The organism is Anatilimnocola aquadivae, assembly GCF_049819085.1.
Taxonomy (GTDB): domain Bacteria; phylum Planctomycetota; class Planctomycetia; order Pirellulales; family Pirellulaceae; genus Anatilimnocola.
In genome coordinates this window covers 1,743,376-1,769,249 of record NZ_CP187419.1, presented here as the reverse complement: position 1 = coordinate 1,769,249, position 25,874 = coordinate 1,743,376, and the positions used below count along the sequence as shown (strand labels likewise).

Here is a 25,874-nt window from a genome sequence, read left to right as displayed (position 1 = left end):
GGCTTGGCAGCCCGCGTGACTTACCGCCTTTACCGTTTTTCGCCCCCTGCCTACGATGGGTTTTTAGCTGCGAAGAGGCGATTGAGGATTGTTGACGATGGCTGTGCTGCTGCAGATCCGTAATGCGTACAAAAGTTACGGCGACCAGGTGCTGCTCGATGGTGCCGAAGCGACCATTACCGACGACGAGAAGGTGGGCTTTGTCGGCCGCAATGGTGCCGGCAAAAGTACACTGCTGCGCGTGATCCTCGGCGAAGAAGAACTCGACCGTGGCGAAGTGATTCGTCATCCACGGCTGCGAATTGGCTACCTGCAGCAACACGATCCGTTTCAGCCCAACGAATCGGCGTTGCAATTTCTCATGCGAGACAGCGGCCAGCCCGACTGGAAGTGCGGCGAAGTGGCCGGCCAGTTCGAACTAAAAGGCTCGTACCTCGAAGGTCCCGTGGCAAAGCTTTCCGGCGGTTGGCAGACGCGCGTGAAGCTCGCGGCGCTCTTGTTGCACGAACCCAATTTGCTGCTGCTCGACGAACCGACGAACTTCCTCGACTTGCGTACGCAGATTTTGCTCGAACACTTCCTGCGTGATTTTCGCGAAGCGTGCCTCATCGTTTCGCACGACCGGGCTTTCTTGAAAGCGACTTGCGGCCACACGCTCGATCTGGCTCGCGGCAAACTGACCGTCTATCCGGGCAAGATCGATGATTTTCTGGCTTACCAGGAAGAGAAGTTGGAGCATGACAAGCGGACCAATGTCTCGGTGCTCGCCAAACGCAAGCAGCTCGAAGAATTCATTGCCAAAAACAAAGCTCGCGCGAGCACCGCGACCCGGGCGAAGTCGAAAAGCAAGCAGCTCGAAAAGTTGGAAGTCACAGAGATCGCCGGCGATGAACCGACGGCTAACATCCGCGCGCCCATCGTCGAACCCAAAAAAGGCCCCGCCGTGCGTTGCCGCGGCCTCTCGATCGGTTATGCCGACCGCGTGATTGCCAAGGACATCGACGTCGAAATTGAGCATGGCTCGCGCGCGGCAATTGTCGGTGACAACGGCCAAGGTAAAACGACCTTCCTCCGCACACTGGTCGATTCGCTGCAACCACTGGCCGGCGATGTGAAGTGGGGGCACAACTGCCAGGTCGGCATTTATGCTCAGCACGTTTACACCAGCTTGAATGAGAAGCAGACGGTTCTCGATTACCTGGAATACAACGCAGCCTCGGGCACCAAGACGCAGCAAATTCTGGATGTCGCCGGCGCATTGCTCTTTCGCGGTGAAGCGGTCAAGAAGAAGGTTTCGGTTCTCTCGGGAGGTGAGCGAGCCCGACTCTGCATGGCTGGCCTGTTGCTCAGCCAATACAACATTTTGATCCTCGACGAACCGGGCAATCACTTGGACGTCGACACGGTCGAAGCCCTCGCCCAGGCGCTGATCGACTACAAGGGAACGGTGATCTTCACCAGCCACGATCGCCACTTCATGAGCCGCGTGGCCAGTTGCATCATCGAAGTGCGTGATGGCCACGTCGTGAACTATCGCGGCGACTACGAGGCTTATCTCTACTACGTCAACAAAGAAATCGAAGCGGGCGAGCGCGAAGCGAAAGCCGCCAAGTCCCTCGCCGCTGGCTCCACCGCCGCGGCACCAAAATCCGATAAGGCCAAGGCCGCTCCCGCAGCGCCCAAGCGCAACGAGCGGGAGATTCGCAAAGAGATGGCCACGCTCGAACGTGCCATCGCCAAGCTCGACGGCGAGAAAAAGGAAGCCAACGCCAAGCTGCAGGTCGCTACCGATCCCAAAGAGGCCATGCGACTGCACGAAGAAGTGACCAAGCTGACCATGGACCTCGCCGACACCGAGCTTCGCTGGTACGAACTGCAAACGCAGTTGGAAGATTCTTTGGCTTAGGGCAATGTTCCTGTTTTCATCGTTCCTGCTTTCGTCGTTCCTGCTTTCGTCGTTCCTGCTTTCGTCGTAAGTGGGTGAAGGCAGGTGTCACTCGTCTGCGTTTGTTCACAAACTGGCCGGCCGCCAAACCGACAAACCGCGCCATTGCCGAGGATTACGCACATCCGAGCGACGCAATGGGCGAGGTTTGTGAACACCCCCCAGTGGAGCGTGTCGCGATTTGCGTCACTCGCTGGGCGACTTCTACGCACGATCTGCGGAAAACATTCCGCTGAATACGCGTTTATTTGCCACCAATATTTCAAAGATCTCGGCTAGAACTAATCCTATTTACCTCAGTGACTAGTTAGGTCACGACTTCTGAGAAAATGTTGCGGATCGCGCCGGCACAGGTAGGTTCTGGCCGCCGGCCGGAACCTGAGTCGCCAAGACGCCCGGGCATTTGTTTGACTGTCAGTTGCCTAGTCGTGCGCTAGCTGCGAAGCCAGGATCACATCCGGCGGATGTGACCTACTTCAGAAAAATGCTAGCGGGGCGTGACCTAACTAGTCACGAGTAGTTGATAGGTTGGCGAAGGTGTGTTGTGGTATTGCACAGCGTATTTTCGCGAAAGGGGTCGACCATGCAGGTGTCGTTGCCGCCGTGTTGGCGAGATTTTGAAGCGTATCGACTGGTGAAGGTGTCGCAGTTCAGCACGCGCGTCGCGGCGCGAAAGCTGAAGATTTCGCAAACGAGAATTTGTCAGATCATCGAGCGCGTGGCCGCTTATCTGGTGGAAATGGCGCCGGGGGTGAAGGACGTCGTGCGGCGCGAGCAGCAGTTGTACGTGGCCGAGCAGATGGCGGCGGAAAGGCTGAATTTCTTGTGCTCGCAGGCGGAAAACGCGTGGCGGATGTCGCAGGGTCCGATGAAGACCGTTCGCAAGTCGGCCACCTTCGCGGGGGCGAATTCGGTGACGACGATTCGCACGGGCTACGGCGACCCGCGCTACCTGATGGTTGCGTGCAAGTTGGCCGAACACGCCGCGATGTTGCCGCAACCTTCGCTGCTAAGTTCGCTGGCGGCAGCGGCGCTCGCAGCGGAAGGTTTGGATGAGGAGGGAGAGGAAGGGGAGGAAGACGAAAATGAAAATGGTCCGGCGAAGGAGCGGGCAACGAGTCAGGGGTCGGGAGTCTATGGCGAAAAACGATCCTCGAAAATGGAGGGTCGTCGCTCGCCAAAGACTCCCGACCCCGAGCGGGATGAGCGTCGCAGCAGCCCCCTGAATAGGGACTGTTCAGCGCTGTTCGCGAAAGAGGCTGCCGAGATGCGAAACGAGAAGTTTCGCGATCCCGTAAGTGCAATGGCAGCCTTCGATTCGGCGACGCGGCCAGTGATGAAGTTGTACGAAGAAGAGGCCGCGCGGCGGACTGTTCACGGCGAGTTGACGGGTGAGCGACTGTGTTTGAAATCAAGTGTTGGTGACGGGTTGCCAGGGTTGTTTTTGTCGGACGATGGCGTTGAGGATGGTGAGTAGTTTACGCATGCAGGCGACCATGGCGACCTTGAAGGGTTTGCCGGCTTGCCGGAGTTTTTGGTAATGGGGCCGGATGACATCGTTGCATCGTGCAGCAGAGAGGGTCGCCATGTAGAGTGCGCGGCGAACGACCTTTCTACCGCCTCGAATGACACGTTGTCCGCGGAACTGTCCACTATCGCAGTTCATAGGAGCGACTCCCACGCGTGCGGCGGTTTGTTGTCGCGAGCATTCGCCGAGCTCTGGCAGATCGAGGACGAGGATGCGAGCGGTTTGCGGTCCGATGCCGGGGACGCTTTGCAGGAGCTCGACTTTCTCTTGCCAGGCGGGTGTATTTCGAATCTGGTCGTCGATTTCGTCATCGATCCGTTGGAGTCGTTTCTCGATGAACTCGAGAGAGGACTTGAGATCTTTGATGATGCGGGTGGTTGTGGCCTGATGGAGGCGATTGGTTTCCATGGTCCGCATTTCGATGAGCTGAGCCCGGCGGGTAAGCAGATCACGGAGGTTTTGGGCATGTTCATCGGGGATTTTACGCAGGGGAGGCTGAATGACCTGTCCGAAACGAGCGAGGACTTGAGCATCGATCTTGTCGGTCTTGGCCAGGAGTCCGAGGGCCTTGGCGAAGTCCCGCACCTGCCTCGGATTGGCGACGACGACGGGGAAGTCGGCAGCGACGAGCGTGCTGACGACGAGTCGTTCGTAGCCGCCACTGGCTTCGAGGACGATTCGTTCGACGTTGAGCTCACGGAGCTTTTGACAGAGGGCCTGGCACCCTTGGGAGGTGTTAGGGACGCGTTCGTGCGTCCCTTGGAGGAGATGGACATCGAGCCAATCTTTGGAGACATCGATACCGACGGAGAGCATCATTCTCGCACCCATCCTTGCAGATACGGGCTCGCGGTTAGCGGCCCTAGCGACTGTTCGGGTCAACGGAATGGTGCCGACCGGTTTCTTGCTCACCCGCGGCCTCGTAGGCCTAGGGGCGGACGAACTCGCGGTCGGCCGTCGGGCATCGCTTCGTTCGCTGCGCTCACTCCGCGATGCCCGACGAGTAGACTTTATAGACACTGAACTTCCCCTTGTAAAAACATACAAGGGGCGAGCGCTGGGAAAGTGGCTTGGGTTCAGAGGAGAGTTTGCGAGCGGGTAGCGCGATGTTGCCGGGCGGTAGTGCAAAAGCCAATGAACCCCCGGGGCAGGCCCGGGGGCGGGTAAGAGAAGAGAGTCGCAAGGAAGAAGGGCAAGGCAAAAGCGCTCCCTCTTCCTGCCCTACGATCGAGTTCCTGCGGTCGACGGCGCCGGCGTTTACGACGGAGCGGCATCCATCGGCGCCGGAGAACTACACGCCGAAGCCGGGCTCGGCGTTCAGCGTTGATGCGCGAGGCAGCCTCTGGTTGCTTAACCATTTCTCCCACTACGGCTTACGTCGTGATGAAGGTCATTCCCACATAGCTAACGCAGGCATCGTCAGTCCATTTTGTCGGGACACTTGGGAAGTGTTTCTTCATCGCTTTACGAATGCTATTCGCGGCCATCGGAGTTTTGCCTTGCTGGCCGCACCACTCACGATACCTCTCGATTAGTACGGTCTGGCGACAGCGGCAATCGTCGATTCCGGTCAGCCTTACCTTGGTCTGGAAGAACTCCACGAACGAGTTCGATGTAGCAACAGAGTTAGTGTTCGATTCCAAGAGCTTCAATCCGTCGCCATGCTCTTTAATAACTCCTTCGCAGATACGCTTTGTTATCTCTCTTCCGCATTCCCCCCTCCCTCTCCCTTGTTTTCCAAGCTCTTGAGCGATGTGACGGAATGAGTACCCCGCCTTCCCCATCGCACAGATTTCCTGAACCACGTCGGGGCTTACCCGTACAGTTAAGATGGCCTTCGCCTTCGCACCCGATGCTCGGGCCGTGTAGTGAGTGAGGATGGACAGAATCTCATCCGTGAGTTGTTCAGCGTAGCCCTTGGCTTCTGCCTCATCCTCATCCATCGTGTACAGAATCTGGCAGCCACCTAGCTTCGCAAGATGCTCAATCAGTTGAACCGCAAACCTTGCAATTCTGGTGAAGTCCTGAGCCACGATATAGCCATTTCTAAACTTTACTTCGACAATCTGTGAAATGAGAGCTATTAATGGCTTTCTATTGAAGTCCAAACCCCCTCCTATACTTTTGAACCAAGTAACGTCTGGTGCGTGCAAAATTGAAGTGCAAGCTAGCGTATGGTGGCTGAGAGTAGGAAAGGCCATCGCTGGGTGTTTGAATATCAGAATCTCACTTGCAGATACTCAAACGGAGGCCCAGCGATGGTTTACAAGCAGCTTAGGGTTGAGGAGCGTGAAATCATAGCGACGATGAATGCTCAGGGTTGTACTCAGGCTGCCATCGCCGAGGCGACTCATCGCGATGCTTCGACAATCAGTCGCGAATTGAGTCGCAATCGGCCGCGGAGTTGTTACTCGGCATCGGTGGCCCAGGGACTGGCGATGCGTCGGCGGGCGGCGGCTGGGCGGCCGCGTCGCAAGTTCGAGCAGCCAGAGATTCGGGAGGCGGTCAAGAAGCAACTCCAAGAAGGCTGGTCTCCGGAGCAGATCGCAGGTGTGAGCAAGCGTCAGTTTCCCGAGGATCCGCGCCGTTGGATCTCGCGGCAGACGATCTACAACTCGCTCCGCCGTGACGACCACGGACGCCCACTGCAGAAGTGCCTGCGTCGTTATCACCTGCACAAACGCCGTTGCCGCACGCGAAAAGAGCGGATCTGCCCGCAATTGGAACAACGACCCGCGATCATTAACGAACGGGGCCGCTGCGGCGATTGGGAAGGAGATTTGATTTGCAGCGGCGGTCATGACCAGTTCTCGCTGGTGAGTCTCGTCGAACGTCAAACGGGCTACGTCGAACTGATCCTGGTTCCCAACAAAACGTCCGACGTGGTGATGAGCGCTATTCGTGTTCGCCTGGGAAAACACCCGCGTGAGTTGCGTCAGAGCGTGACGTTCGACAACGGCTCCGAATTCAGCCGCTGGGAATGGCTGCAGTGGATCCTGACCCTGCTGATCTTCTTCGCACATCCGCACTCACCTTGGGAGCGCGGCACGAACGAAAACACAAACGGCCTAGTCCGCGAATACTTCCCGAAAGGCACGCGCTTCAGCCAGGTCACTCGCTACGAGGTCCAAGCCGTCCAGGAAAAACTCAATCACCGACCTCGAAAACGACTGGATTTTCAAACACCCCACGAAGCCCTTTCAAAACATTGCTGTCTTGCAGTTCAAACTTGACTTCACCTGGTGTCTTCACCTAGCCACTTAAGAACTTGCCGATTGGAGAATCTGCGGGCACCGCTGGGTAATTTGAAGCAAGGAAGAACACCAGATTCCGTTGCCCGTCGAATCGTGTTCGGGTGGCAGTTGGTCAATGCGACCACTTCCCTCATCTTCAGTAATCGTTCCCCGGTCGCATTCCCGATAGACGCATGAATCCCCTCAGCCGACAATGGAGCAATCATTTCAAGTTCCTCTAATCCAGGACTTGGAGTGGCAGGGGTCGCTGCTGCTGATAACAGTTGCGGCCCCGTCTTTTTTGACCGGCAGAGAGTGCCAGTCAGCGAATCAACGTGATTCCTCCTGAGATTGTGCCCCGTGAGGCAAGTCCATCGCTAACTTTCCCTGCTCATATGTGCCCGAATACCATCAGAGATTCAGGCAGGTTAGTGCAAGAGGCCGAGGGCTTTCGTCGGCTGGTGCCAACGAACTGGATCGAGCCGCCGCCGAGTAAGTTTCCCGTGCAGACGGTGGAGGAGAGCTTTTGAGGAAGTGGGGAATGGGGAGTGCGGATTGCGGAGTGGAAGGCAGGGAGGGCTCGCGAGCGGGTCGGGCGATGTTGGCACGCGGTAGTGCAAAAGCCAATAACCCCCCGCCGCAGGGGCGGGGGCGGAAGGAAGAGAGGCCCGGTGGCGGGAAGTAGGAAAGGGGCCGCGCTGACGTCCGACAAAATCAGCGCGCTCCTGGCGGCGAACTCCAGTCACCGAGATTGGTTCAAAGCGGAGAAGTAATTTCATTCGCGATCGTTAGCGATCGAGGTAGACGCGGGTGCTTTCTTCGCGGGTGACTGGGGTGGGCCATTCATTGCTGCTGATCTGAACGCGGAGGATGTGGTCGCCGGCTTTTTGGGCATTGGCTTGAATGCGGAAGATAGCTTCTTCGCCGGGATTGAGCCGGGCGAGGGGTTCGAAGATGACGCGCGAGCCATCGTTGGCGGCGCGGGTCGGTCCTTCGCCCGAGAGAGCCTTCAGTTCTGGTGGCAAGGTGGCCGCGATGCGGATGTTGGTCGCCGACTTGGTTCCCTTGTTGATCACGCGCACCTCATACGTGGTGTCGCTGCCGACTTCGACCGGGTCGGAAAGATCGGCGATGGTGTGGACGAGTTCCGAAGCTGCGTCGACGTTGACGACTTGTTCGAAGGAGGTGTTCAGACCGAGATCGGCTCGCCCTTCGATACGCAGTTTTTGATCGCCGACTTCCTGGGGCATGGCGGTCAGTTGGACGTTACCGGCCTTGGTGGCGGGAAGTTCCTGCAGGCTCCAGAAGACCGCATGTTGCTGCGGATCGTAGGTGCCTTGCGAGTCGGTTTCGACGAACTTCATACCGCGCGGCAGGTAGGCGACGAGTTCGACATCGCGGGCCGCAGCGGTGCCGGGATTGCTGACCGAAACGGTGTAGGTGGCTGGTCGTTCGAGAAATCGCTTCTTCGGGCCGACGATGCCGACCTGCAGTTGCGGGGCGACGACTTCGATGTTGATTTGATGCTGAGCGGACAGATTGGCATCGCCGCGGACGACGATCGTGTTTTTGATGATGCCGGCCTTATCGGCTCGCAGTGTGAGTTCCATGCGCTTCGATTCGCCGGGGCGCAGCGTGCCGATTTCGTATTCGAGTTCGTTACCCGAAGCGTGCGAGAGTCCTTGCGGAACATCCTCTTCGACAATGATGCCCGTCGCGGCACCCGTGCCCGGATTGCTGACGGTGATGGTCATGCTGAGGGTTTCGCCGATCAGCAGTTTCTCGGGCGCCGAGTGTTCGATGGTGAGAAGTGGTCGCGTGCAAACCGAGCGAGCAGTCGCAGTGGCAGCGAACGAGACTTGAGCCACGCTGCCGATTTCGCCTTCGGTTTGCGGCATCACTTGCAGTTGAATGACTCGCTCGTCACCGGCTTGCATGGTGCCAAGCGGCCAGATGAGCGAACCATCGGAGGCGCGTTGAAATTGAGGCTTGGCTTCGACGAGTTGCGTTCCCCTGGGAATGTGATCGGTGACGATGACATTCTGGGCGGCGATTTGGCCGACGTTCTTCACGTGGAGTTCGAAGGTGGCGAGCTTGCCGACTTGAATCTCGGCGGGAGCAACTTTTTCCAGCGTGAGGGCCGGAGTTTGGGCACCTTCGAAGTGGCGTTCGCCAGGCGTGCCTTGGCCGGTCGCTTCCGAGCGGCTGAGGGCATCGCGGGGCGAAGCCACAGGGCTCGAACCGGGCGAGTTGGCGGCAAAGCCACCCAGGGTGCGCGGGCTAGCTTCGGGCGGTGGCTCTGGTTGAGCATACGGATTGGCGATGGCCGCTTCGGGAGCGAGGTTGACCGGGGCCGCAGCGAGCGGCGCGGCTTGCAGACCGTTCGAGCGGAAGGGCTGCGGGTTCGAACGGGTCGGAACGGGTTCGGACGGGGCACTGTTGAAACGATTGGCGTAGTCAGCAGCAGAAGGCTGCGTGTTGAGCTGCTGGGGAACTTCGACCGGCGGTTCTTCGGCCGGTGGGTTCTCGGCGGGAACTTCGTCGGTCAACGAGGCACCGCTGCGAATCGGATTCGGCGGCACGCCGCCACTCGAATCGGCTGCAAAGCCATTGAACGGTGCAGGCTGACCTGGGGCCGGTCCGCCTTCGAGCGGAGCGCCTTCGGCGAGCGGCTGAGCCTCGCCTTCGGCCGGTGGTCCGTCGTTGGCCACAATCGGCTGATAGGGCGCCATTTGCGCGGGAGGAGCAGAGTCTGCACCGTAGGCCGGCGCGGCATTGTCGCCGGGCGGGGCAGGCGGAGGTTGGTTGAAGGCACCCGAATTGAACGCAAACGGCGCTGGCCCCGGAGGCTCGGCAGCCGGCTGGGCGGGGGCATTGGGATCGTAAATGGGGGACTCGGCCGAGGCGAGCTGTGTGCCATCGGGCAGGGGCGCACCGCCGCCGGTGATGACTTTTTTGGGCTCCGGCAGAGGCTGCTTCGCGCCGAACCGGGCGTAGCACTGATAGGCCGTGAACATGCCCGTCCCGATCACGAGCGTGACCAGGGCCAGCTTGATATTCACTTTTTCACGAACCCAACGGAGCATTCCCCAGACGCGGTTCATGGCAATCGCCTCGCCGAAAGTGCCGCTTCGCGAGTTGAAGACCTGCGCCTCACCAATGGGCGCAGAGCGTGCAAAGCCTGGCAGCTGGCGGTAATTAGCAAAACGGCTGGGGAGGCGAAAGACCAATCGTCGGCAGAGTGGGAGGGAAACTGAAGGGAAAGTTGGGAGAGAGGAAGAGATTGTGGGTGGTTAGAAGCTGGTGGGGTGGAGGATCGACAGAGGGGCGGGCCCCTCACCCCGGCCCTCTCCCCTGAGTACAGAGGAGAGGGAGTTAAGAGGAGGAGGATGGTTCGAGGCGGTGGGTGGGAACGGGGCGGCCGGGTTGAAAGGACTGGGTTTGGCCGATTTGTAAGGTAGCACCGTGTTGCTGGCAGACGCGTTCGAGGGCGGCGGTTACTTGCTGTTGGAGGACGTCGGGCAAGGTGGCCACGCGAGCGTTGACAATGATTTGCGAGGTTCTTACTTTGGCATTCGAGGGGAGGGAAAGCTCGGCGGGCGAGAAACTGCTGACGAGATTTGCGACCGCGTACACGCCTTCGGACAGCCCGATGGTTTTGAGATGAGCGGTTTCGACGTTGAGTTCGCGGAAGGCTTGTTCGAGTGTGGTGACGATGTCGAGCAGCAGTTGATCGAGGTCGAGCGGTTGGGCGGAGGAGACATGCAAGCTGCAGTTGAGCCAGCCGAGTTCGGCTTCGCCAGCAGCGTAGATGTCGTAATCGAGTTCGAGTTTCCGCTGGCCAAACCGGCCACGCTGATCGAGCAGTTGAACGAGTGCTTCGAAACCTGCGCCGGTTTGAGCGGAGGTTTGCAGCACGGGAGTTCCGGGGTAAGCATCGTGGAGGAGTTTGGTGAGGTCATCGACTTCGGCTGGCGAGAGTTGGTCGACGCGGTTGAGGACGATGAAATCGGCTTCTTCCAACTGCTTGCGAAAAATGTAAGCGGCCTGGGGAGAGAAGCCAGCGCGAGCGTCGTTGCGCAAGATGCGGCCGCCGTGACTGGGTTTGAGTAACACGCCGTAAGGAGCCACCTCGAACTGAGCGGCAAACAACTGCTGGAGCGGGCGAACGACGGTCGCAACCAAGTCGGTGCAACTGCCGACAGGTTCGGCCAGGATGACATCGGGTCGCTGGTCGGCACTGAGGTCCGCGACGGTTTTGGTGAGAGCGTTAAAGTTGCAACAGAAGCACGAGCCGGGAACTTCGCCGACATCAAAACCTTGAGCGCGCAAGCTTTGAGTGTCGACGAGATCGGTCGCCTGATCGTTGGTGACGATGCCAACCTTCAGCCCTTGATTTTGATAGTGCCGGGCCAGACGACCAATAGCCGTGGTTTTGCCAGCTCCGAGAAAGCCCCCGAGCATGATGAAGCGGATCGAGTTCGACATGGTTCTTCCAGCAAGGCGGGCAAAGTGGGAGGGTCGTGCAGATCACAACAGTTGCATGAATGTTGGATTTTAGGTGGGGTGACGGGCTTCAACAACGACCTGAAGGGAGGGCATAGCAAATCGCTGAGGCAAGCTGCACCGGTTGCCAAAACAGGCTGATCGCTCGATTTGTGCGGTGCCGAAGATAAACCAAGATCAGCGAACTGGCCATTCATCGGCAGCTGAAAACATCAAGGCAAGTGAATATTGAACTTGCCGGCAATCCGAGTACTTGAGATACATCCCGCCGCACTGAGCCACCCCTGGTTTGGGCCGCGGCGAGCATATTTTCCTGTCCGCTTTTCCTCCCGCGGTTCAAGTGAAAGCCTGCCATGATGAACTCTGCTACGGCACCGGTTACCGATGTTGTTTCCGCCCCTTCGTGGCAGCGAGTGGTGCGGCGGTCGCTGCACTCGGCCATGCAGATTGCCACGAAGCGGCGAATGGGCGTGACGTTCGTCGTCTTCACGGCGCTCATTGTCAGCGACGTGGTGCTATGGCAGTCTCGCCCCTGCAATGTGCTGAATTTGCTCGACTGGGGCACACTGGCCGGCGAAGCACTGGTGTTGATGGGCTTGCTCATTCGCTCGTGGGCCGCGGGCACGTTGCACAAGGCGGACGAAATCACCACGAGCGGGCCGTATGGAATGGTGCGCAACCCGCTCTACATCGGTTCGTTTTTGATGATGCTGGGCTTCAGCATTTTGCTGCGAGATTGGCTGGCCACATGGATCGTGCTAGGTCCGATTCTGGCGATGTACCTGAACAAGGTACGTCAAGAAGAACGCTTCCTGGCTCGCATTTTTCCGCACGACTGGAAGGCGTATGAAACCGCCACACCGCGGTTTGTGCCGCAGTTCACTGCGTGGCCATCGCTGGCGGGCTTCTCGCTGAAGCAGTGGTCGTCGAACCGCGAGTATCAGGCGGTGTTGGCTTCCGCGGTAGGCTTGTTCGCGATTTGGATCTGGTACGCAGCGACGGCTTAACGCACAATCTCCAGCCCGCTCGAATGCTGAATGGGCTGGGGTTTGCGACGAAACAGGAACCACAAAGAACCTGCCAACAAGACCGCGACCAAGACGATGCCAATCGCCAGGACCGGGTGATAGTAGAGCCAGGCTGAGGCAATGACGATCGAGCCGAGCATGATGCTGCCCGCCAAGGCAATCAGGAATGTGCCGCCGCTGACCAGGCTACCCAAGACGGGAATCCACTCGCTGAGAATGTTGAGTGGTCCCATTAGCAGCATGAAGCCGACGAAGAGGATCACCAGGCCACCGCCGCGCAGCGCCCACGCCATGACCGTGTTGTCTGCCCGAGCCATTTCGAACATCTCGTGCGGGGGCAAGGTCTTGGTCCGGAGCAGATTGACGGGGCGGCCAGCCTTGGTATTGAAGGGCTCAAAGCCGGTGCCTGTTTGCTTGGCCACCACGGTCGTCGGGCCGGGCTTCACGACGGTGTAGGTGATGCGCACGTCGCCGACTTGAGGTTCGCTGCCACTGGCTGCGGCAGGAGTGAAGCTGTTGTTGATGCGATCCTTCGGTGCGTGGGGCAGCCACTTGCCGACGGGTAGATAGACGCTCCCGCTGCGGTGCTCTGCTTCGCGGCGGATCTCCTCGGGGATGGCGGCGAACTCTTCGTCACTAATCGGTCGAGGCGAGCGATTGTCGGAGTTGTCCGTCATTGCGACTTGCAGCGTATCAAGAGTAAAGGCGCCGAGGGTGACTTTGTCGGCCACTTCGTCGTGCGAGTGGAGTGGCGCGTAGTCCGGGTTTTCGTGCCCGCTTTCTTGGTGAAAGCCGGCTGAACCTTTGACGCCCTCGGTCCATTTCTTCGTGTAGTCGTAGGTGGTGACGGTTCGATTGTTGCGACGCTTGCTCTCTTTCTTCTCGGTCCATTGATACATCTCGACGACGCGGCGCAGCTTGATCGCTGGGTCGGCAATGCCTAACTCGTCGTCACGCAGCGTTTCGGCAACGGCAGTCTCGCCGGTCACATACACCAGCTTGCCGTTGTTGGCTGGATCAACTTTGTCAGCCGGAACCGAGATGACCTGCTTCTCACCTTCGTCGAGACTTTGAGCGACCTTGACCGTTCGCCCTTCGTTCCAGGCCAGCAATCCACTGCCCGCGAGGAGCGCGACCGGACCAATCAGCACGCCCATCAAGGCACCGGTGATGCGCGAGCCGAAGGAACTGTTGCTGGTGACCGATACCGAGTCGTTCGACATGCGAGGCTCTCCGGGAGGGAATTCGCCCCAGTCATCTTGGGCGGAAAACTATTCGCTGGCTAAAAGAGATTCTTGCAAATCAACGGAAGAACACGAAGGTGACCAGAACGAAGACGGGAATGAGGACCACCCCGCTGTAGACCATGTAGCCGAAGAAACTCGGCATCCGCACGTTGTTTTCTTCGGCAATGGCTTTGACCATGAAGTTCGGGCCGTTGCCGATGTAGGTGTTCGCGCCCATGAAGACCGCGCCGCAGGAAATGGCGGCGAGCAGACGAATGGCTTTCTCGCCTTCGGTATCCAAAAACGTCTTCAAGTAAGCAGCGCCCGTCACCTCGATATTGTTGGTGCCGCAGGCGGTAGCGGCCATGGTCATGTAGGTGGGGGCGTTATCCAGAAAGCTGGAGAGCAACCCGGTGACCCAAAAGTACTGCCAGGTTTCGTGCATGGTCAGCTTCATGCCAAACAGTTCGCGACCGCCGATTGGTCGCCCCCAGGCATTGAGAATTTGCAGCGCCGGAGCCATCGTGATGAAGATGCCGATGAACAGCACGGCAACTTCGATGATGGGGCCGAACGTGAACCGGTTCTTGAGGCGATTCTCTTTGCTGGTCGTCAGATAGGCACAGATGGCCAGGCCGGCCATCATGCCTTCGGCCACGCCGATTGGCCAAGGCTTTTGTCCGAGGAAGCTGAAGTTGCCCGAGGAGTAGATGATCGCCACGATGCCCAGCAAGAACAATATATTGAGTCCGCCTTCCATGCCGATTGGCTCATGCTTCATCACCTCTTCCAACTGCGAGCCGGCTCGTTCTTTCTCTTCTTTGGCGAAGACGACCTGATCCCAGATGTTGAAGACGACCAGTAGGATGATGTTGACCATCAGCCAATGCGGCCACAACTGAACCAACGTCCATTCGAATGGGACGCCTTTCAAAAAGCCCATGAAGAGGGGCGGATCGCCGAGCGGGGTTAGCAGACCGCCGCAGTTCGAGACGATGAAGATGAAGAACACGACCACATGGGCCACGCGTTTGCGGGTGCGATTGGCTCGCAACAGGGGACGAATGAGCAGCACCGAAGCGCCCGTCGTGCCGATGAAGCTGGCCAGCAGCGCGCCGATCAGCAGCAGCAGCGTATTTGCGAGGGGAGTTCCGTTGAGCGAACCTTTGATGTAGATGCCGCCACTAATGACGTACAGAGCCGCGAGCAGAATCATGAACGAAACGTACTCGTGCAGCTTCTCGGCGATCTCGTGTACTCCTGCGTTGCCGAAGGCGTACACGAGATAGGCCGCGAGCGGAATCGACAATGCGGCCACGATGATTGCCTTGTTGGAGTTGTGTTCCCACCAGTGCGGATTCACCAGCGGAAAGACGGCAATGCATAGCAACAGCAAACCGAAAGGAAGGACCGAGATGGGATGTAATTGGTTGCCCATCGCGCTGTGGGCGGCATGTTCGGCAGCGTCATGCCCTTGATGGCCGTCAGCATGGGCGTGTTCTTCTTTGGTCGCTGCATCGGTCGTAGGCTCACTCTGGGCAGTTGCCGCAGGGGGCGCTGTTGCCGCGGCTTCTTGAGCGGCAAGCACACCGGGAAGGACGAGCAAGCTACCGATAGTAAAGAACGCCAATGGAGCCCACAGGGCGACTGACTTCACAGACAGGTTAATCATCGAAAGGTGCATCAGATTAAATACGAGGTAGCAGAATCGCTGGCCAATGGCGGCAGCAAGCCGGAGAGTGAGGCCCTATCGTAACTTCCCGAAAAACACTGGGAAAGGGTCGATCAGGGGTGCCGTTCAAGTAGGTTGCCGGCCGTCTGTCGAAAATGTCATCTTGGGCATCGTTCAGGAGTCAATCAGGTCTGCAGAGGTCACAGGTCTGCAGAGGTCAGCCGACCGTCGTGCAAGGCGGAAGCAACCAGCGCGGCAGATCCACCAGCGGTAGACAGTTTGAGCAAGTCTGATTTTCCCTGCACTCCTCCCCCAGCAATTACCTCGAGGTGCGGAAAGCGGTCCCGCAATACTTTCACGAGCGGAAGTGTCGAGATTCCCTGTCCGCTGCCCACATCGGCCAGATCGAGAACGATCAGGCTGTTGATGCCCGCTGCAACCACTTCATCGGCAATCTCAATGGGCGAGGCTTGTTTCCATTCCGGATCGGGCGTGATCGGCTGCCCCTGCTTCAGGTCAAGGCTGAAGACAATCCGTTCTGGCTCCCAATCACTATGACGTGCGAACGAGCGCAACTCGGCCAAGCGTTGCCACGATTCGAGACCAATCACCAGTCGCGAATTTTCTCCGGGCAACTTGGCCAGTACTTGCCAGATGGATTGAGCTTGCTCGATGTTACTGACACCGGCATCCAGCAGCAGCGAAAAGCCCGTTTCGGCGATTTCGTGCCAAGCCGTGATATCTGGCAAGTCGAGCATGATGGCATCGAGATCGGCCACATAAATCTCGGCAAACCCGAAGGTTTTTTGCAGGGCCGTCGCGACCGCGCCCGGATGCTGCGAAGCCGTCAGTTGGCTGGTGATTGGCCGATAATCGTCGCGCCGGCCGCCAACTCCGCGAACCACAAGTCCGTCCTTCAAATCGATGACCGGAATCACGCGCACCGGAGACTTCCTGGGCAACATCGGGGAAAGCGAGCAAGACAAACGCTACATTTCCCACTATACTAATCCCTGCGCTTTGAGCTTGCCGACGGCGGCCGCGCAGGAAACACAACCGAGGTAAAACCAGGCTGACGATCGAGCATGAAACTGCGAGCAGGGATCGTGGGTTTGGGAGATGCCTGGGAAAGTCGGCACCGGCACGCCTTGCGTGCACTCTCCGACCGCTTTGAGATCAAAGCCATCTGCTGCGAAGTGGCACACCTGGCCGAGCAAGCAGCCAAGGACTTTCGCGCCGAAGAGATGGATGGCTTCCGGGCCCTCTGTGCGCGAAGTGATATCGACGTCGTCCTGATTCTATCGCCGCAGTGGTATGGCCCGATGCCCATCCTCGCAGCTTGCGACTACGGCAAAAGCGTCTACTGCGGCGCAGCGCTCGACATCGATACGCCTGACGAAGCAGCGATGCTGAAGAAGCGGGTCGAAGAAGCGGGCATCGCCTTCATGGCCGAGTTTCCGCGCCGGCTGGCTCCGGCCACCATTCGCCTCAAAGAACTGATTGCCACTCGCCTCGGCAAGCCTCGCCTGCTGTTTTGTCATCGACGTTCCTCGGTCGAACCAGCCGGTCACGGCCGCCGATCAACTCGCAATTGCCCAACCATGCAGCGAGAAATGATCGAGCAGGTAGACTGGTGCCGCTATGTCGCCGGTCTGGAACCCACCTCGGTCATGGGCATCCGCCATAGTCTTACTGGCCAGCCTGACGGCGACGACTATCAAATGATGAGTCTCGATTTCTCCCCTGCGGGAGAAATTGGCGTCGGCCCTGTCGCGCAAATCAGCTGTGGTCGCTACATGCCATCATCGTGGCCCGAAGCTGTTTCGTTTCGGCCCCCCGCCGCGCTGCAAGTTTGCTGCGAACGGGGCATGGCGTTTATCGACCTGCCGTCGTCGCTTACTTGGTTCGATGAAGCAGGTCGGCACTTAGAATCGCTCGATAGCGAACGTCCGGTCGGCGAGCACTTGCTGATGCAATTTTATCGGGGCGTGACCAGCTTGATTCGCAAAGTGAACGACCTGGAAGATGCCTACCGCGCACTGTCGGTCGTGATCGCCGCCAGGGAAAGCTACTACACGGGCAAGCGAGTACCGGTGAACCCGCCCAAGAGCGACTCACCTTAGAAGCAATAACCATGTCCACAAAAAAGAAGCAGCCCGCTGCCGCACAACTCAATTCCATCACCGCGCGCGGCACCGAAAACGATATCTGGAACGTGCCGAACATCATCACGATGGTTCGGCTGATTCTGGCGATCGCGGTCTTCGTCCTCATCCCGCTGCAGCAATACACGGCTGCCTTGATTGTGTTTGTGGTTGCCGCCAGCACCGACTGGATGGATGGTTACTGGGCGCGCAAGTATGGTCAGGTGACCAAGCTGGGCCGAGTGCTCGATCCCTTTGTCGACAAGATCATCATCTGCGGCACCTACATCTTTCTGGCAGCGGAAGCGAATTCCGGCATCACCGCCTGGATGGCAACCGTCGTAATGGGGCGCGAGCTGCTCGTGACCGCGCTGCGCTCGGTCATCGAAGGAAGCGGTGGCGACTTCTCGGCCAAATGGGCCGGCAAAGTGAAGATGGTGGTCCAGTGCGTGGCCGTGGTTGCCAGCCTGATCGCGCTGCGGCACATGGCACAGACCAATACCACGGTCCTGCCCGATTGGCTGAGGATCACTCTGCCCGCTGCGGTCTGGGGCTCGATTGCGATCACCATTTACTCAGGTCTTGAGTATGTTTTCATCGCTGCCCGCAAGATGAACTAAGAAGGCGGCTGCGATGTCTCTGGTGATGCTATACGGCTCGCTCGTGCTGACGTTTTTCGCCGGCAGCATCGTCATGTGGACTTGGCTGGCACTGAGGCTGTCGCGTGGCCAGACCATCGTCGAGTTTCAACCTCGCCGGCTCGTCCCCTGGGGCTTGGCCGACCTGTTCCTGGCTTTTGCCATCTTGGTGCTAAGCAGTTTCTTTGCCAGTGCCATTTTTACGATCGCCCGCCCGGCTCAACCGCCCGTCGTTGCGTCCTCGCCGGTGGAGAGGGGCGACGCAAAACAGACAGAAGAACAGACGACTGCCAAGCCGCGCCGCATTGATGCTCTCAAGAAGCTGACGCTGCCCGAAGCTCGCCAACTCGTGTCGCTCGATAGTGCGATCAAAGCAATCACTGCCGTCCTGACCTTCGCTCTCATCACGTTTCGCCTGCGACCAACGCTCGATGATTGGGGGCTCTCGCTCCGGCACTGGCGTGCCGATTGGCAGATCGGCACCGGAGCTTTCCTGGCCGCTTTCCTGCCGATGATGCTGCTGCAGTTCGTGCTGGTAAATGTCGTGGGCTGGAAATACGAACATGAGCTCATCGAACTAGCCAAGTCGAAGGACATTCCCTTCTTCGCATTAGCCATCCTCTCCGCCGTCGTCATGGCTCCCCTCTTCGAAGAGTTCGTCTTTCGCGGCCTGCTGCAAGGCTGGCTCGACAAAATCTTCTCGCGACAAGCGACGGACAAATCGATTCTGCTAGGCTCTAGAGCCGAGTCATCACCGGTCATCGCGGCATCAAGCACGGAAGGCGAAGTGGTCTTCATTGCCGATGAGCATGCCAACCCTTACGCAGCGCCCGTTGCCTATGAAGCCGCTGTGCTTGCTGGCAACACCACCGCTGAAGCAACCAACCGCACCAGTTGGCTGTCGATTGCCATTAGCGCATCTGTTTTTTCGTTGCTGCACTACTCTCAAGGCCCCGCGTGGATTCCCCTGCTGATCTTTGGCGCCGCACTTGGCTACGTCTATCAACGAACACATCGGCTCTGGCCCGGAATCATCGCTCACTTTCTGCTCAACGGTCAGACAATGGTCGGTCTGCTCATTCAGACATTCTTCGGGCCAGTCGAGGTCTAGTTTTTCGACCGGGATCTAACTCTTCGGCCAGGCACCATCCACGATGGGCTGTAGTTCCAGCTTGGCCGGATCGAGAACGACATGCTTCACCCGCTGGCGTTTCCAGGTGTAGGTGATGTGAACGAGACCATCGGCCGTTTGGATGACGGCGGGGTAAGAATACTCGCCGGGGTTCGTTTCCAGCACCGCGGCGGCTTGCCAGGTGTTGTCTTTGTTGGAGATGGCGACGTTCAGCGGGCTGCGGCCCTTGAGCGTATGGTTGTAAACGAGCAACTGGCGACCATCGCGGAGCGTGACGCCGTCGATACCACTGTTCGGATTAACGAGTTCGATAGGCTCCAGCTTGGACCAAGTACGACCATTGTCGCTCGAACTGGCTTCGAGAATCTTTCCCGGGGTGCGCGTGCGACACAGAATCTGCAGGCCGTTTGCGGTTCGTAGCACTGTCGGTTGAATGGCGTGCTGCGTTTTGCCATCGCAGAGCGGTTCTGTTCTTTCCCAGGTCTTGCCGGCGTCTTTGGTCCACTCCATCTGCACTTGCCAGCCGGCGTGCTCGGTGCTGCTGCCACAAAGAAGAGTGCCGTCCTTCAACAGGATTGGCTTGTTCTTCACGGGGCCCATGATGCCATCAGGCAGACGTTCGGGCTGGCTCCAGGTCTGGCCGGCATCGTCGCTGCGAACGAGCATACCCCACCAGTTATTGGGTTTTGGTCCCACTTTGTAGAACAGCAACAGCTGGCCAGCTTTGTCGCCGTCTGGCATTTGAAACAGCACCGGATTCCAGCAGGGATGTTGCTTCCCATCGGTTTGCTTGCCGGTAGCCACTTCAACCGGCGTGGTCCAGCCTTCCTTGGTTTGTCGCGCAACCCAAACGCCCACATCGGCGGCTCCTTCGCGAGTGCCGCCGAACCAGGCCGCGACCAGGCCTTGCTTCGTTTCTTCAATGGTCGACGCGTGGCACTGGGGATGCTGAGGTTGCTCATAAATCAACTCCGCCTTCACCACCCCCGGCGAAGCAGCCTCCTGCGCGACGGTCAGCACCGCCAGGAAAGGTGCGGCGAATAGAGAGCCAAGCAGACAGAACATTCCTGACGCACGCATGAGCAGATTCCTTCGTGGGCTTCGCGGGACACGACCGAGAGAGACAGTCGCTGCCCCGGAATATAATGCGTAGCGCTCCGAGAATGTAGCGTGGACGATTCCTGTCTCGTCGTCAGCCGGCAGTGTAAGAGCCCGCAACTTGGTGTAGATTCCCTGCATTGGCGCGGGTCATGCCAGAGGCCCGTCTCTCTCGCTTCTTCGTTTCGTGATTGAACCTCCCTGTGAGGAAAGTAACATTTATGACTGGCAGCAAACGCATTGCCCTGGCACTTGGGCTGTTTGGAGTGGTAGTGATTGGCAGCGGATTGATCCGCTTTCTCTCCACCCCCGCCGGACAAAATGGCCTCTACTTTGGGTTGGTGATGGGAGGCATCGTGCTGGCTGGTGTGCTGCTGGCGGGATTGAACTTGGTACTGGCCGGACGGATCGTGGGCGGGCTCGGCATCGCGCTGGTGCTGCTGTGGTTCGGTTATGACCTGTACCAGGATCTAGCAGCAAACTTCGTGATCGGCTCGGCCGAGATTCGCAAGTTCGTGGTCCTCGGCGCGGGAGTAGCGGCGGCGATTCTGATTATCTTGCCTATCAAGCCTTCGATCACTGCCGCGTCTTCTACGAAACCTTAGCGACGGCCGCTACAGTCCCGGGCTGCTCTGCATGATGCCACCATCGGCGAAAATGGTAGTTGCCGTTAGGTAACTCGCGCCCGGACCCGCGAGAAAGGCGACCACATTGGCGATCTCTGCAGGCTGGGCCATGCGCCCAATGGGAATCGCATTGTCCAGCTTCGCCAGGAGCTTGGGATCGTTCATCGTGCCGAGATTGATGGGCGTGGCGACCGCGCCGGGGCCAACACCCACGACCAGCACATTGTGCGGAGCAAGCTCGACGCCCGCGGTTCGCGTGAGCATGCGCATCCCTCCCTTCGACAGGCAATAGGCCGTGTTGCCGGGCATGGGCCAATCTTCATGCACCGACGTGATGTTGATAATCCGGCCCCCATCGCCCTGCTTGATCATTTGTTTGGCGGCCAGTTGCGTACCGAAGAACGCGCTCTTGAGATTGATCTCCAGCACCTTCTCGTACTGCTCTTCGGTGGTATCGAGAATCGAAGTACGAGTTTCGACGCCCGCGTTGTTGACCATGATATCGAGGCGGCCAAACGTGCTGACGGCGGTATCGACCAGCTTTTGTAGATCGGCAACCTTGCTCACATTCGCTTCGACGCCGATGGCCTGATCGTTGAGGGCAGCTACCTGCTTCACCAGGGCGTCGGTCGCTTCGGGATGCGCGACGTAGTCGATCACGATTTTCGCGCCTTGCCGAGCAAGCTCGAGGACAATTGCCATGCCGATGCCACTATTGCCGCCGGTAACGATGGCGACTTTTCCTGCGAGACTCATAGGTGATCTTTCTATCGGTACAAATTTCGAAAGTAAGTGCTCGACTAACCCAACCGCTGCAGCAAGTGGTCGCCCACCCGCAGCGCATTGGCCATCGCCGTAAGGGCTGGATTCACGGCCCCGATGCTGGGGAAAAAGCTGGTGTCGACGACATACAGGTTATCGAGTTCGTGCGCCTTGCAGTTTCGGTCCAGCACCGAAGTCTGCGGATCGTCACCAAAGCGGCACGTCCCTGCCTGATGCGCAACGCCACCTAAGTCGATCTCGTTCTTCATATACAAATTGCGAGGAATGAGATGCTCGTGCATGTCGAGTTGGTTAAGCATCGACTTCAGCTTTTCGTAGAGCTTCTGCTTGGGAACCTGGTTCGAGGGTGTGTAGTTGAGATGAATCGCTCCCTGCGGATCGATCGTGACGCGATTCTCGGGGCGCGGCAGATCTTCGGTCGAGAGCCAGAAATCAACGGCGTGCAGGGCAATCTCGTCGAGCGTCCAGGTCGGGGCGAGAATGGTTTCGATCGGCTTTTCGCCGCGGTACATCGGCCCCTGAGACTTGCCGACCATTTGAATGTTCCCCATGGGGAACTCGAATCCCGGCATGCCGAAGTAGAAGTCGTTCAGTCCGAGTGTCTTCTGATACTTCGTGGGGTTCGGCTCTTTCGAGATCGCCAGCACCGCCTGGCTGTTGTGGAACATGTAATGACGGCCGACCTGGTCGGAGCCATTCGCCAGTCCGCGTGGATGCTTGTCATTGGCAGACATCAACAGCAACCGGGCCGAGTTTGCTGCGCCGCAAGAGATGACGACGATGCTCGCCGAAAAGCTCTCGGTCTGCTCCTCTCGCTGGACGAGCACCTTAGTGACCGCAGTTCCCGAGGCGTTGGCTTCCAGTTTCAAGACGTGCGCATTGGTGAGCAACGTGACATTGGAGTGCGTCAATGCCGGGCGAATACCCAAGACTTCTGCATCGGACTTGGCGTGCACAAGGCAGGGAAAGCCATCGCAATCCATGCAGCGCACGCACGGGCTATAGGGGCGATTCGCTTCATTGAGCATGATGCCGCAGGGTGAATGAAACGGATGATAACCGGCCCTCGCTAGATCGTCGGCCAACTTTTGAATGCGTGGCTCGTGCGAGACTGCCGGAAAAGGGTACGGCGCGCTAGCGGGCGGTTCGGTGGGGTCTTCGCCGCGGGCCCCATGCACCTGATAGAGTTGCTCCGCTTGCGAATAGTAGGGCTCAAACTCTTCGTAGCTTACGGGCCAAGCCGGCGAGAGACCGTCGTAATGCCGTAGTTCACCAAAGTCTTGCTGGCGGAGACGGTAGAGCGCAGCGCCGTACATTTTGGTCGCGCCGCCCACGTAATAGTGTACGCCGGGCTGGAAGCCGCGGCCGGTCTTGTCGTACCAGGTGTCTTTGGAGACATAACGATTGTCGATGAAGACGGCGGAGGCATCCCAGTTTTCGGGTTCGCGCGGCAGATAGTCGCCACGCTCCAGCACGAGGATATTTTTGCCCGACGGCGCTAAGTGCCGCGCGAGAGTTCCGCCTCCTGCGCCGCTGCCGATGATGATGACGTCGTAACTGGCAGTCATGCTGGCTCCTGGGATGTTGGCGGTATCCGACCGGCGTACTCGTACAACAGCGAGACGATGAGTGCCGTCCAACCTGTTTGGTGACTGGCCCCTAACCCCGCGCCATTGTCGCCATGAAAATACTCATGAAATGGAATGTGGTCGCGCCAATACGGATCGTTTTGAAAGTAGTCGTTACCGCCAAAGACCGCGCGCCGTCCACTGCGCGCATCGCGTTTAAAAATGCTCGCGAGCCGGCGCGTGAGTTCGGCTCCCACTTCGTCGAGATTGCACTTCCGCCCGGAACCGGTCGGGCATTCGACTTGAAAGCTGTCGCCGTAATGCTTGTGAAATTCCTGCAGCGCTTGCACGAGCATGTAATTGACGGGAAACCAGATCGGCCCGCGCCAGTTTGAATTGCCACCAAACAAGCGATTCTTCGATTCCGCTGGTTCGTACTTTACGACCAGTTCTTCCCCGCCAGCGTGGAACACGTAGGGATGATCGAGGTGATAGCGCGAGAGTGCCCGCACGCCGTAGTCCGAGAGAAACTCTTGCGGATCGAGCATCCGCCCCAGCACCGCCGCGAGCCGTTCTTTGGTCAAGATCGCCAGCAGTCGCGTGTTGTTTTCGGCCAACACATTCACCGGCGCAACATTTTTCAGCAGGTCAGGGCGGTGCCTTAAAAACCACTCCGCCCGTTCGGCAAAGAGATCGAGCCCTTGAGCACGGTAGCGAGGTGTGGTGAGAACCGCAAAGATCGGCACCAGGCTCACCATTGAGTGAATCTTGAGCGGGATGTTTTCGCCGTTGGTGAGATGGACCACATCGTAGAAGAACTGGTCTTCGTCATCCCATAGATTGATCCCTTCGCCATTCATATTGGTCATGGCGTGGGCAATCGACAGGAAGTGCTCGAAATATTTGAGTGCCATGTTCTGATAGAAGGGCTCGTGCTGAGCGAGTTCGGTTGACATCGAGAGCATCGTGGTGCAGTAGAGCGCCATCCAACTGGTGCCGTCGCTCTGCTCCAACTGCGCGCCATCGGCCAGTGGCTGATCGCGATCGAAGCAACCAATGTTGTCCATCCCTAGGAAGCCACCGCCAAAGATATCGCGCCCGCTGCTGTCCTTGCGATTGATCCAAAAGTTGAAGTTGAGCATTTCGTTCTGAAAAATCTCTTTCAGAAACGTCAAATCGCCAACGCCTGTCCGCTCTTTTTCGATTTGATAGATACGCCAGGCTGCCCAGCCTACGACGGGGGGATTCACGTCGTCGAAGTTCCATTCATAGGCCGGATATTGCCCGCTGGCATGTTGATACCACTCGTGCCCCATGTTCAGCAGTTGTTGCTTGGCGAACGACGAGTCGATGCGGGCCAGCGCGACGCAGTGAAAGGACAGATCCCACGACGCGTACCAGGGATATTCCCAGGTGTCGGGCATCAGCATGACGTCGGCGTTGTGCAGTTCTTTCCAATTTGTATTGCGACCATGCCAGCGCTGGGCGGGCGGGGTTGGCTCGGTCTCGTCGCCGCGCAACCAGCGATAAACATCGTAGTGATAGAACTGTTTCGACCAGAGTAAGCCCGCGAAAGCCTGCCGCATGATCCGCTGTTCTTCGGCATCGAGTCCCGCAGGTTGCACCGCGGCATGAAAGCCATCAGCTTCCGAAGCTCGTGTGGTCAGGCAGTGATCGAAGTCACCAAATGGCTCGCTCGCCGGCGCATCAGACAAACGAACATCGACCGTGAAGGTTCCACCGGCGGGGACCATTGCGTGAGCCTGTCCCGCCAGCTTGCTCCCTTGCTGATGGTTGACGGCGTTCAGTCTGTTGTTCACCACCGCTTCGTGGATGCCATCTTTGACATACGGCGAAGCGTTCGGATAGCGATCGAGCCGTTCGAGGTTCGAGTCGTTCTCGGTGAAGAGCAACTCCACTTGCTGGTTGTCGCTAGTGCGCACATACCACCAGCGCTGGCCGAGCACTTCGTGCGAGGTTGTCGCTGCTGCTGGTCCGGTGGCTTGAATCGAGGGCCGAGTGGCGTTGAACTTCCACGACCAGGTGTTGCGGTACCAGAGATGCGGCAACACATGAATCGGCGCAGCTTCGGGGCCGCGATTGATGACCGTGATTCGGCAAAGCAAATCTTCGGGGCTCGCCTTGGCGTATTCAATGGAAACGTCGAAGTACCGGTTCGCGAGAAACGTGTCGTGCAACGCATCGAACAGTTCATACTCAGGTTGGTCTGGTCCCCGCTCACCATTGACCTTCACCAGATCTTCGTAGGGATAGGCCACCTGCGGGTACTTGTACACCATCTTCATGTACGAGTGCGTCGGCGTGCCGTCGAGAAAGAAGTAGTATTCTTTGACGTCCTCGCCGTGATTCCCCTGCGGATTGCTCAGCCCGAACATCCGCTCCTTCAGGATCGGATCGTGTTCGTTCCAAAGGGCCACCGCCAGACACAGGTGTTGTTTGTCATCGCAAAAGCCGCCGATGCCATCTTCGCTCCAGCGATAGGCCCGGCTGCGGGCATCGTCGTGCGAGAAGTAGGCCCAAGAGTCGCCGCTAGCGCTGTAGTCTTCGCGAACAGTGCCCCACGCTCGTTCGCTGAGGTAGGGTCCCCAACGCTTCCAATTGGTCGTCTGGGCGTCGTGTTCGGCCAGGCGTTGTTGCTCGGGGGTCAAGTGGCACTCCGCTGCAAGAGACTAATGGTGCGGTCGCCATTCTAGCGGCCCGCCGAACCGTTCCTAGTCATGACCAGA

At 58.5% G+C, this 25,874-nt stretch carries 20 protein-coding genes; 8 read left to right on the top strand and 12 right to left on the bottom strand.

Annotated features, from left to right (window positions below):
• Positions 1-97: 97 nt before the first annotated feature.
• Together NA78x_RS07070 and NA78x_RS07065 are read left to right on the top strand one after the other, a co-directional pair.
• Positions 98-1,906, top strand: a complete 1,809-nt coding sequence (locus NA78x_RS07070) for an ABC-F family ATP-binding cassette domain-containing protein (RefSeq protein ID WP_425617728.1) — start codon at positions 98-100, stop codon at positions 1,904-1,906.
• Positions 1,907-2,528: 622 nt separating this feature from the next.
• The gene (locus tag NA78x_RS07065) at positions 2,529-3,422 is read left to right on the top strand and encodes a hypothetical protein (protein ID WP_425617727.1); all 894 of its coding nucleotides are present in this window, start codon (positions 2,529-2,531) and stop codon (positions 3,420-3,422) included.
• On the opposite strand, the gene NA78x_RS07060 is transcribed toward NA78x_RS07065, so the two are convergent.
• Entirely contained in the window at positions 3,357-4,292 is a 936-nt protein-coding gene (locus tag NA78x_RS07060) for an IS110 family transposase (protein ID WP_425617158.1), read from the bottom strand. The genes NA78x_RS07065 and NA78x_RS07060 overlap by 66 nt on opposite strands.
• A gap of 554 nt (positions 4,293-4,846) precedes the next feature.
• Positions 4,847-5,581: a hypothetical protein gene (locus NA78x_RS07055; protein ID WP_425617726.1), complete on the bottom strand. Its 735-nt coding sequence runs from the start codon at positions 5,579-5,581 to the stop codon at positions 4,847-4,849.
• Positions 5,582-5,647: 66 nt separating this feature from the next.
• Here NA78x_RS07055 and NA78x_RS07050 point away from each other — a divergent pair, with 66 nt between their 5' ends.
• The gene (locus tag NA78x_RS07050; RefSeq protein WP_425617725.1) at positions 5,648-6,706 is read left to right on the top strand and encodes an IS30 family transposase; all 1,059 of its coding nucleotides are present in this window, start codon (positions 5,648-5,650) and stop codon (positions 6,704-6,706) included.
• Between the two features lie 2 nt (positions 6,707-6,708).
• On the opposite strand, the gene NA78x_RS07045 is transcribed toward NA78x_RS07050, so the two are convergent.
• The 3 genes from NA78x_RS07045 to NA78x_RS07035 all read right to left on the bottom strand — a co-directional run bounded on the left by NA78x_RS07045 (position 6,709) and on the right by NA78x_RS07035 (position 11,194).
• Positions 6,709-6,861: a helix-turn-helix domain-containing protein gene (locus tag NA78x_RS07045; protein ID WP_425619438.1), complete on the bottom strand. Its 153-nt coding sequence runs from the start codon at positions 6,859-6,861 to the stop codon at positions 6,709-6,711.
• Between the two features lie 633 nt (positions 6,862-7,494).
• Positions 7,495-9,810, bottom strand: a complete 2,316-nt coding sequence (locus NA78x_RS07040; RefSeq protein ID WP_425617724.1) for a hypothetical protein — start codon at positions 9,808-9,810, stop codon at positions 7,495-7,497.
• A gap of 271 nt (positions 9,811-10,081) precedes the next feature.
• Positions 10,082-11,194 carry a GTP-binding protein gene (locus tag NA78x_RS07035; protein ID WP_425617723.1) on the bottom strand — a complete coding sequence of 371 codons (1,113 nt, stop codon included), beginning with the start codon at positions 11,192-11,194 and terminating at the stop codon, positions 10,082-10,084.
• A gap of 371 nt (positions 11,195-11,565) precedes the next feature.
• Between NA78x_RS07035 and NA78x_RS07030 the strand changes: the two genes are divergently transcribed.
• A complete protein-coding gene (locus tag NA78x_RS07030; RefSeq protein WP_425617722.1) occupies positions 11,566-12,219 on the top strand; it encodes a methyltransferase family protein in 654 nt (217 codons plus the stop codon).
• Here the strand turns inward: NA78x_RS07030 and NA78x_RS07025 are convergent.
• The 3 genes from NA78x_RS07025 to NA78x_RS07015 all read right to left on the bottom strand — a co-directional run bounded on the left by NA78x_RS07025 (position 12,216) and on the right by NA78x_RS07015 (position 16,082).
• Positions 12,216-13,463, bottom strand: a complete 1,248-nt coding sequence (locus NA78x_RS07025) for a TMEM43 family protein (RefSeq protein WP_425617721.1) — start codon at positions 13,461-13,463, stop codon at positions 12,216-12,218. The two genes, NA78x_RS07030 and NA78x_RS07025, sit on opposite strands and share 4 nt — an antisense overlap.
• A gap of 79 nt (positions 13,464-13,542) precedes the next feature.
• Entirely contained in the window at positions 13,543-15,138 is a 1,596-nt protein-coding gene (locus NA78x_RS07020; RefSeq protein WP_425617720.1) for a sodium:proton antiporter, read from the bottom strand.
• A gap of 200 nt (positions 15,139-15,338) precedes the next feature.
• A complete protein-coding gene (locus tag NA78x_RS07015) occupies positions 15,339-16,082 on the bottom strand; it encodes a HisA/HisF-related TIM barrel protein (RefSeq protein WP_425617719.1) in 744 nt (247 codons plus the stop codon).
• Positions 16,083-16,223: 141 nt separating this feature from the next.
• Here NA78x_RS07015 and NA78x_RS07010 point away from each other — a divergent pair, with 141 nt between their 5' ends.
• Genes NA78x_RS07010 through NA78x_RS07000 form a run of 3 tightly spaced genes read left to right on the top strand, consistent with a single transcriptional unit; the run spans position 16,224 to position 19,031 of the window.
• Positions 16,224-17,261 carry a Gfo/Idh/MocA family protein gene (locus tag NA78x_RS07010; protein WP_425617718.1) on the top strand — a complete coding sequence of 346 codons (1,038 nt, stop codon included), beginning with the start codon at positions 16,224-16,226 and terminating at the stop codon, positions 17,259-17,261.
• Between the two features lie 11 nt (positions 17,262-17,272).
• Positions 17,273-17,902: a CDP-diacylglycerol--glycerol-3-phosphate 3-phosphatidyltransferase gene (gene pgsA / locus NA78x_RS07005; protein ID WP_425617717.1), complete on the top strand. Its 630-nt coding sequence runs from the start codon at positions 17,273-17,275 to the stop codon at positions 17,900-17,902.
• Between the two features lie 13 nt (positions 17,903-17,915).
• Positions 17,916-19,031: a CPBP family intramembrane glutamic endopeptidase gene (locus NA78x_RS07000; protein WP_425617716.1), complete on the top strand. Its 1,116-nt coding sequence runs from the start codon at positions 17,916-17,918 to the stop codon at positions 19,029-19,031.
• Positions 19,032-19,046: 15 nt separating this feature from the next.
• Here NA78x_RS07000 and NA78x_RS06995 read toward each other — a convergent pair whose 3' ends face one another.
• On the bottom strand, positions 19,047-20,132 hold the full coding sequence (locus tag NA78x_RS06995; protein WP_425617715.1) for a sialidase family protein: 1,086 nt from the start codon (positions 20,130-20,132) through the stop codon (positions 19,047-19,049).
• Between the two features lie 239 nt (positions 20,133-20,371).
• Here NA78x_RS06995 and NA78x_RS06990 point away from each other — a divergent pair, with 239 nt between their 5' ends.
• On the top strand, positions 20,372-20,755 hold the full coding sequence (locus NA78x_RS06990; protein ID WP_425617714.1) for a hypothetical protein: 384 nt from the start codon (positions 20,372-20,374) through the stop codon (positions 20,753-20,755).
• A 9-nt stretch (positions 20,756-20,764) separates the two neighbouring features.
• On the opposite strand, the gene NA78x_RS06985 is transcribed toward NA78x_RS06990, so the two are convergent.
• The 3 genes from NA78x_RS06985 to NA78x_RS06975 are packed head-to-tail and all read right to left on the bottom strand — an operon-like array spanning position 20,765 to position 25,796.
• Positions 20,765-21,532 (bottom strand): SDR family NAD(P)-dependent oxidoreductase, encoded by a 768-nt coding sequence (locus NA78x_RS06985; RefSeq protein WP_425617713.1) that lies wholly within the window; start codon positions 21,530-21,532, stop codon positions 20,765-20,767.
• 44 nt (positions 21,533-21,576) lie between these two features.
• Positions 21,577-23,127, bottom strand: a complete 1,551-nt coding sequence (locus NA78x_RS06980; RefSeq protein ID WP_425617712.1) for a GMC oxidoreductase — start codon at positions 23,125-23,127, stop codon at positions 21,577-21,579.
• Positions 23,124-25,796, bottom strand: coding sequence for an MGH1-like glycoside hydrolase domain-containing protein (locus tag NA78x_RS06975; protein WP_425617711.1), 2,673 nt, complete (start codon positions 25,794-25,796; stop codon positions 23,124-23,126). Before NA78x_RS06975 ends, NA78x_RS06980 begins: the two co-directional genes overlap by 4 nt.
• Between the last annotated feature and the right edge of the window lie 78 nt (positions 25,797-25,874).

Excerpts from the sequence above, each read along its gene's own strand:
- NA78x_RS07065 (WP_425617727.1), top strand. The coding sequence starts at position 2,529 with ATGCAGGTGTCGTTGCCGCCGTGTTGGCGAGATTTTGAAGCGTATCGA.
- NA78x_RS06990 (WP_425617714.1), top strand. The coding sequence starts at position 20,372 with ATGACTGGCAGCAAACGCATTGCCCTGGCACTTGGGCTGTTTGGAGTG.
- NA78x_RS06985 (WP_425617713.1), bottom strand. The coding sequence starts at position 21,532 with ATGAGTCTCGCAGGAAAAGTCGCCATCGTTACCGGCGGCAATAGTGGC.
- NA78x_RS07035 (WP_425617723.1), bottom strand. The coding sequence starts at position 11,194 with ATGTCGAACTCGATCCGCTTCATCATGCTCGGGGGCTTTCTCGGAGCT.
- NA78x_RS06980 (WP_425617712.1), bottom strand. The coding sequence starts at position 23,127 with ATGACTGCCAGTTACGACGTCATCATCATCGGCAGCGGCGCAGGAGGC.
- NA78x_RS07020 (WP_425617720.1), bottom strand. The coding sequence starts at position 15,138 with ATGATTAACCTGTCTGTGAAGTCAGTCGCCCTGTGGGCTCCATTGGCG.
- NA78x_RS07060 (WP_425617158.1), bottom strand. The coding sequence starts at position 4,292 with ATGATGCTCTCCGTCGGTATCGATGTCTCCAAAGATTGGCTCGATGTC.
- NA78x_RS07000 (WP_425617716.1), top strand. The coding sequence starts at position 17,916 with ATGTCTCTGGTGATGCTATACGGCTCGCTCGTGCTGACGTTTTTCGCC.
- NA78x_RS07050 (WP_425617725.1), top strand. The coding sequence starts at position 5,648 with ATGGTGGCTGAGAGTAGGAAAGGCCATCGCTGGGTGTTTGAATATCAG.
- NA78x_RS07070 (WP_425617728.1), top strand. The coding sequence starts at position 98 with ATGGCTGTGCTGCTGCAGATCCGTAATGCGTACAAAAGTTACGGCGAC.
- NA78x_RS07025 (WP_425617721.1), bottom strand. The coding sequence starts at position 13,463 with ATGTCGAACGACTCGGTATCGGTCACCAGCAACAGTTCCTTCGGCTCG.
- NA78x_RS07030 (WP_425617722.1), top strand. The coding sequence starts at position 11,566 with ATGATGAACTCTGCTACGGCACCGGTTACCGATGTTGTTTCCGCCCCT.
- NA78x_RS07010 (WP_425617718.1), top strand. The coding sequence starts at position 16,224 with ATGAAACTGCGAGCAGGGATCGTGGGTTTGGGAGATGCCTGGGAAAGT.
- NA78x_RS06995 (WP_425617715.1), bottom strand. The coding sequence starts at position 20,132 with ATGCGTGCGTCAGGAATGTTCTGTCTGCTTGGCTCTCTATTCGCCGCA.
- NA78x_RS07040 (WP_425617724.1), bottom strand. The coding sequence starts at position 9,810 with ATGAACCGCGTCTGGGGAATGCTCCGTTGGGTTCGTGAAAAAGTGAAT.
- NA78x_RS07045 (WP_425619438.1), bottom strand. The coding sequence starts at position 6,861 with ATGAGGGAAGTGGTCGCATTGACCAACTGCCACCCGAACACGATTCGA.
- pgsA (WP_425617717.1), top strand. The coding sequence starts at position 17,273 with ATGTCCACAAAAAAGAAGCAGCCCGCTGCCGCACAACTCAATTCCATC.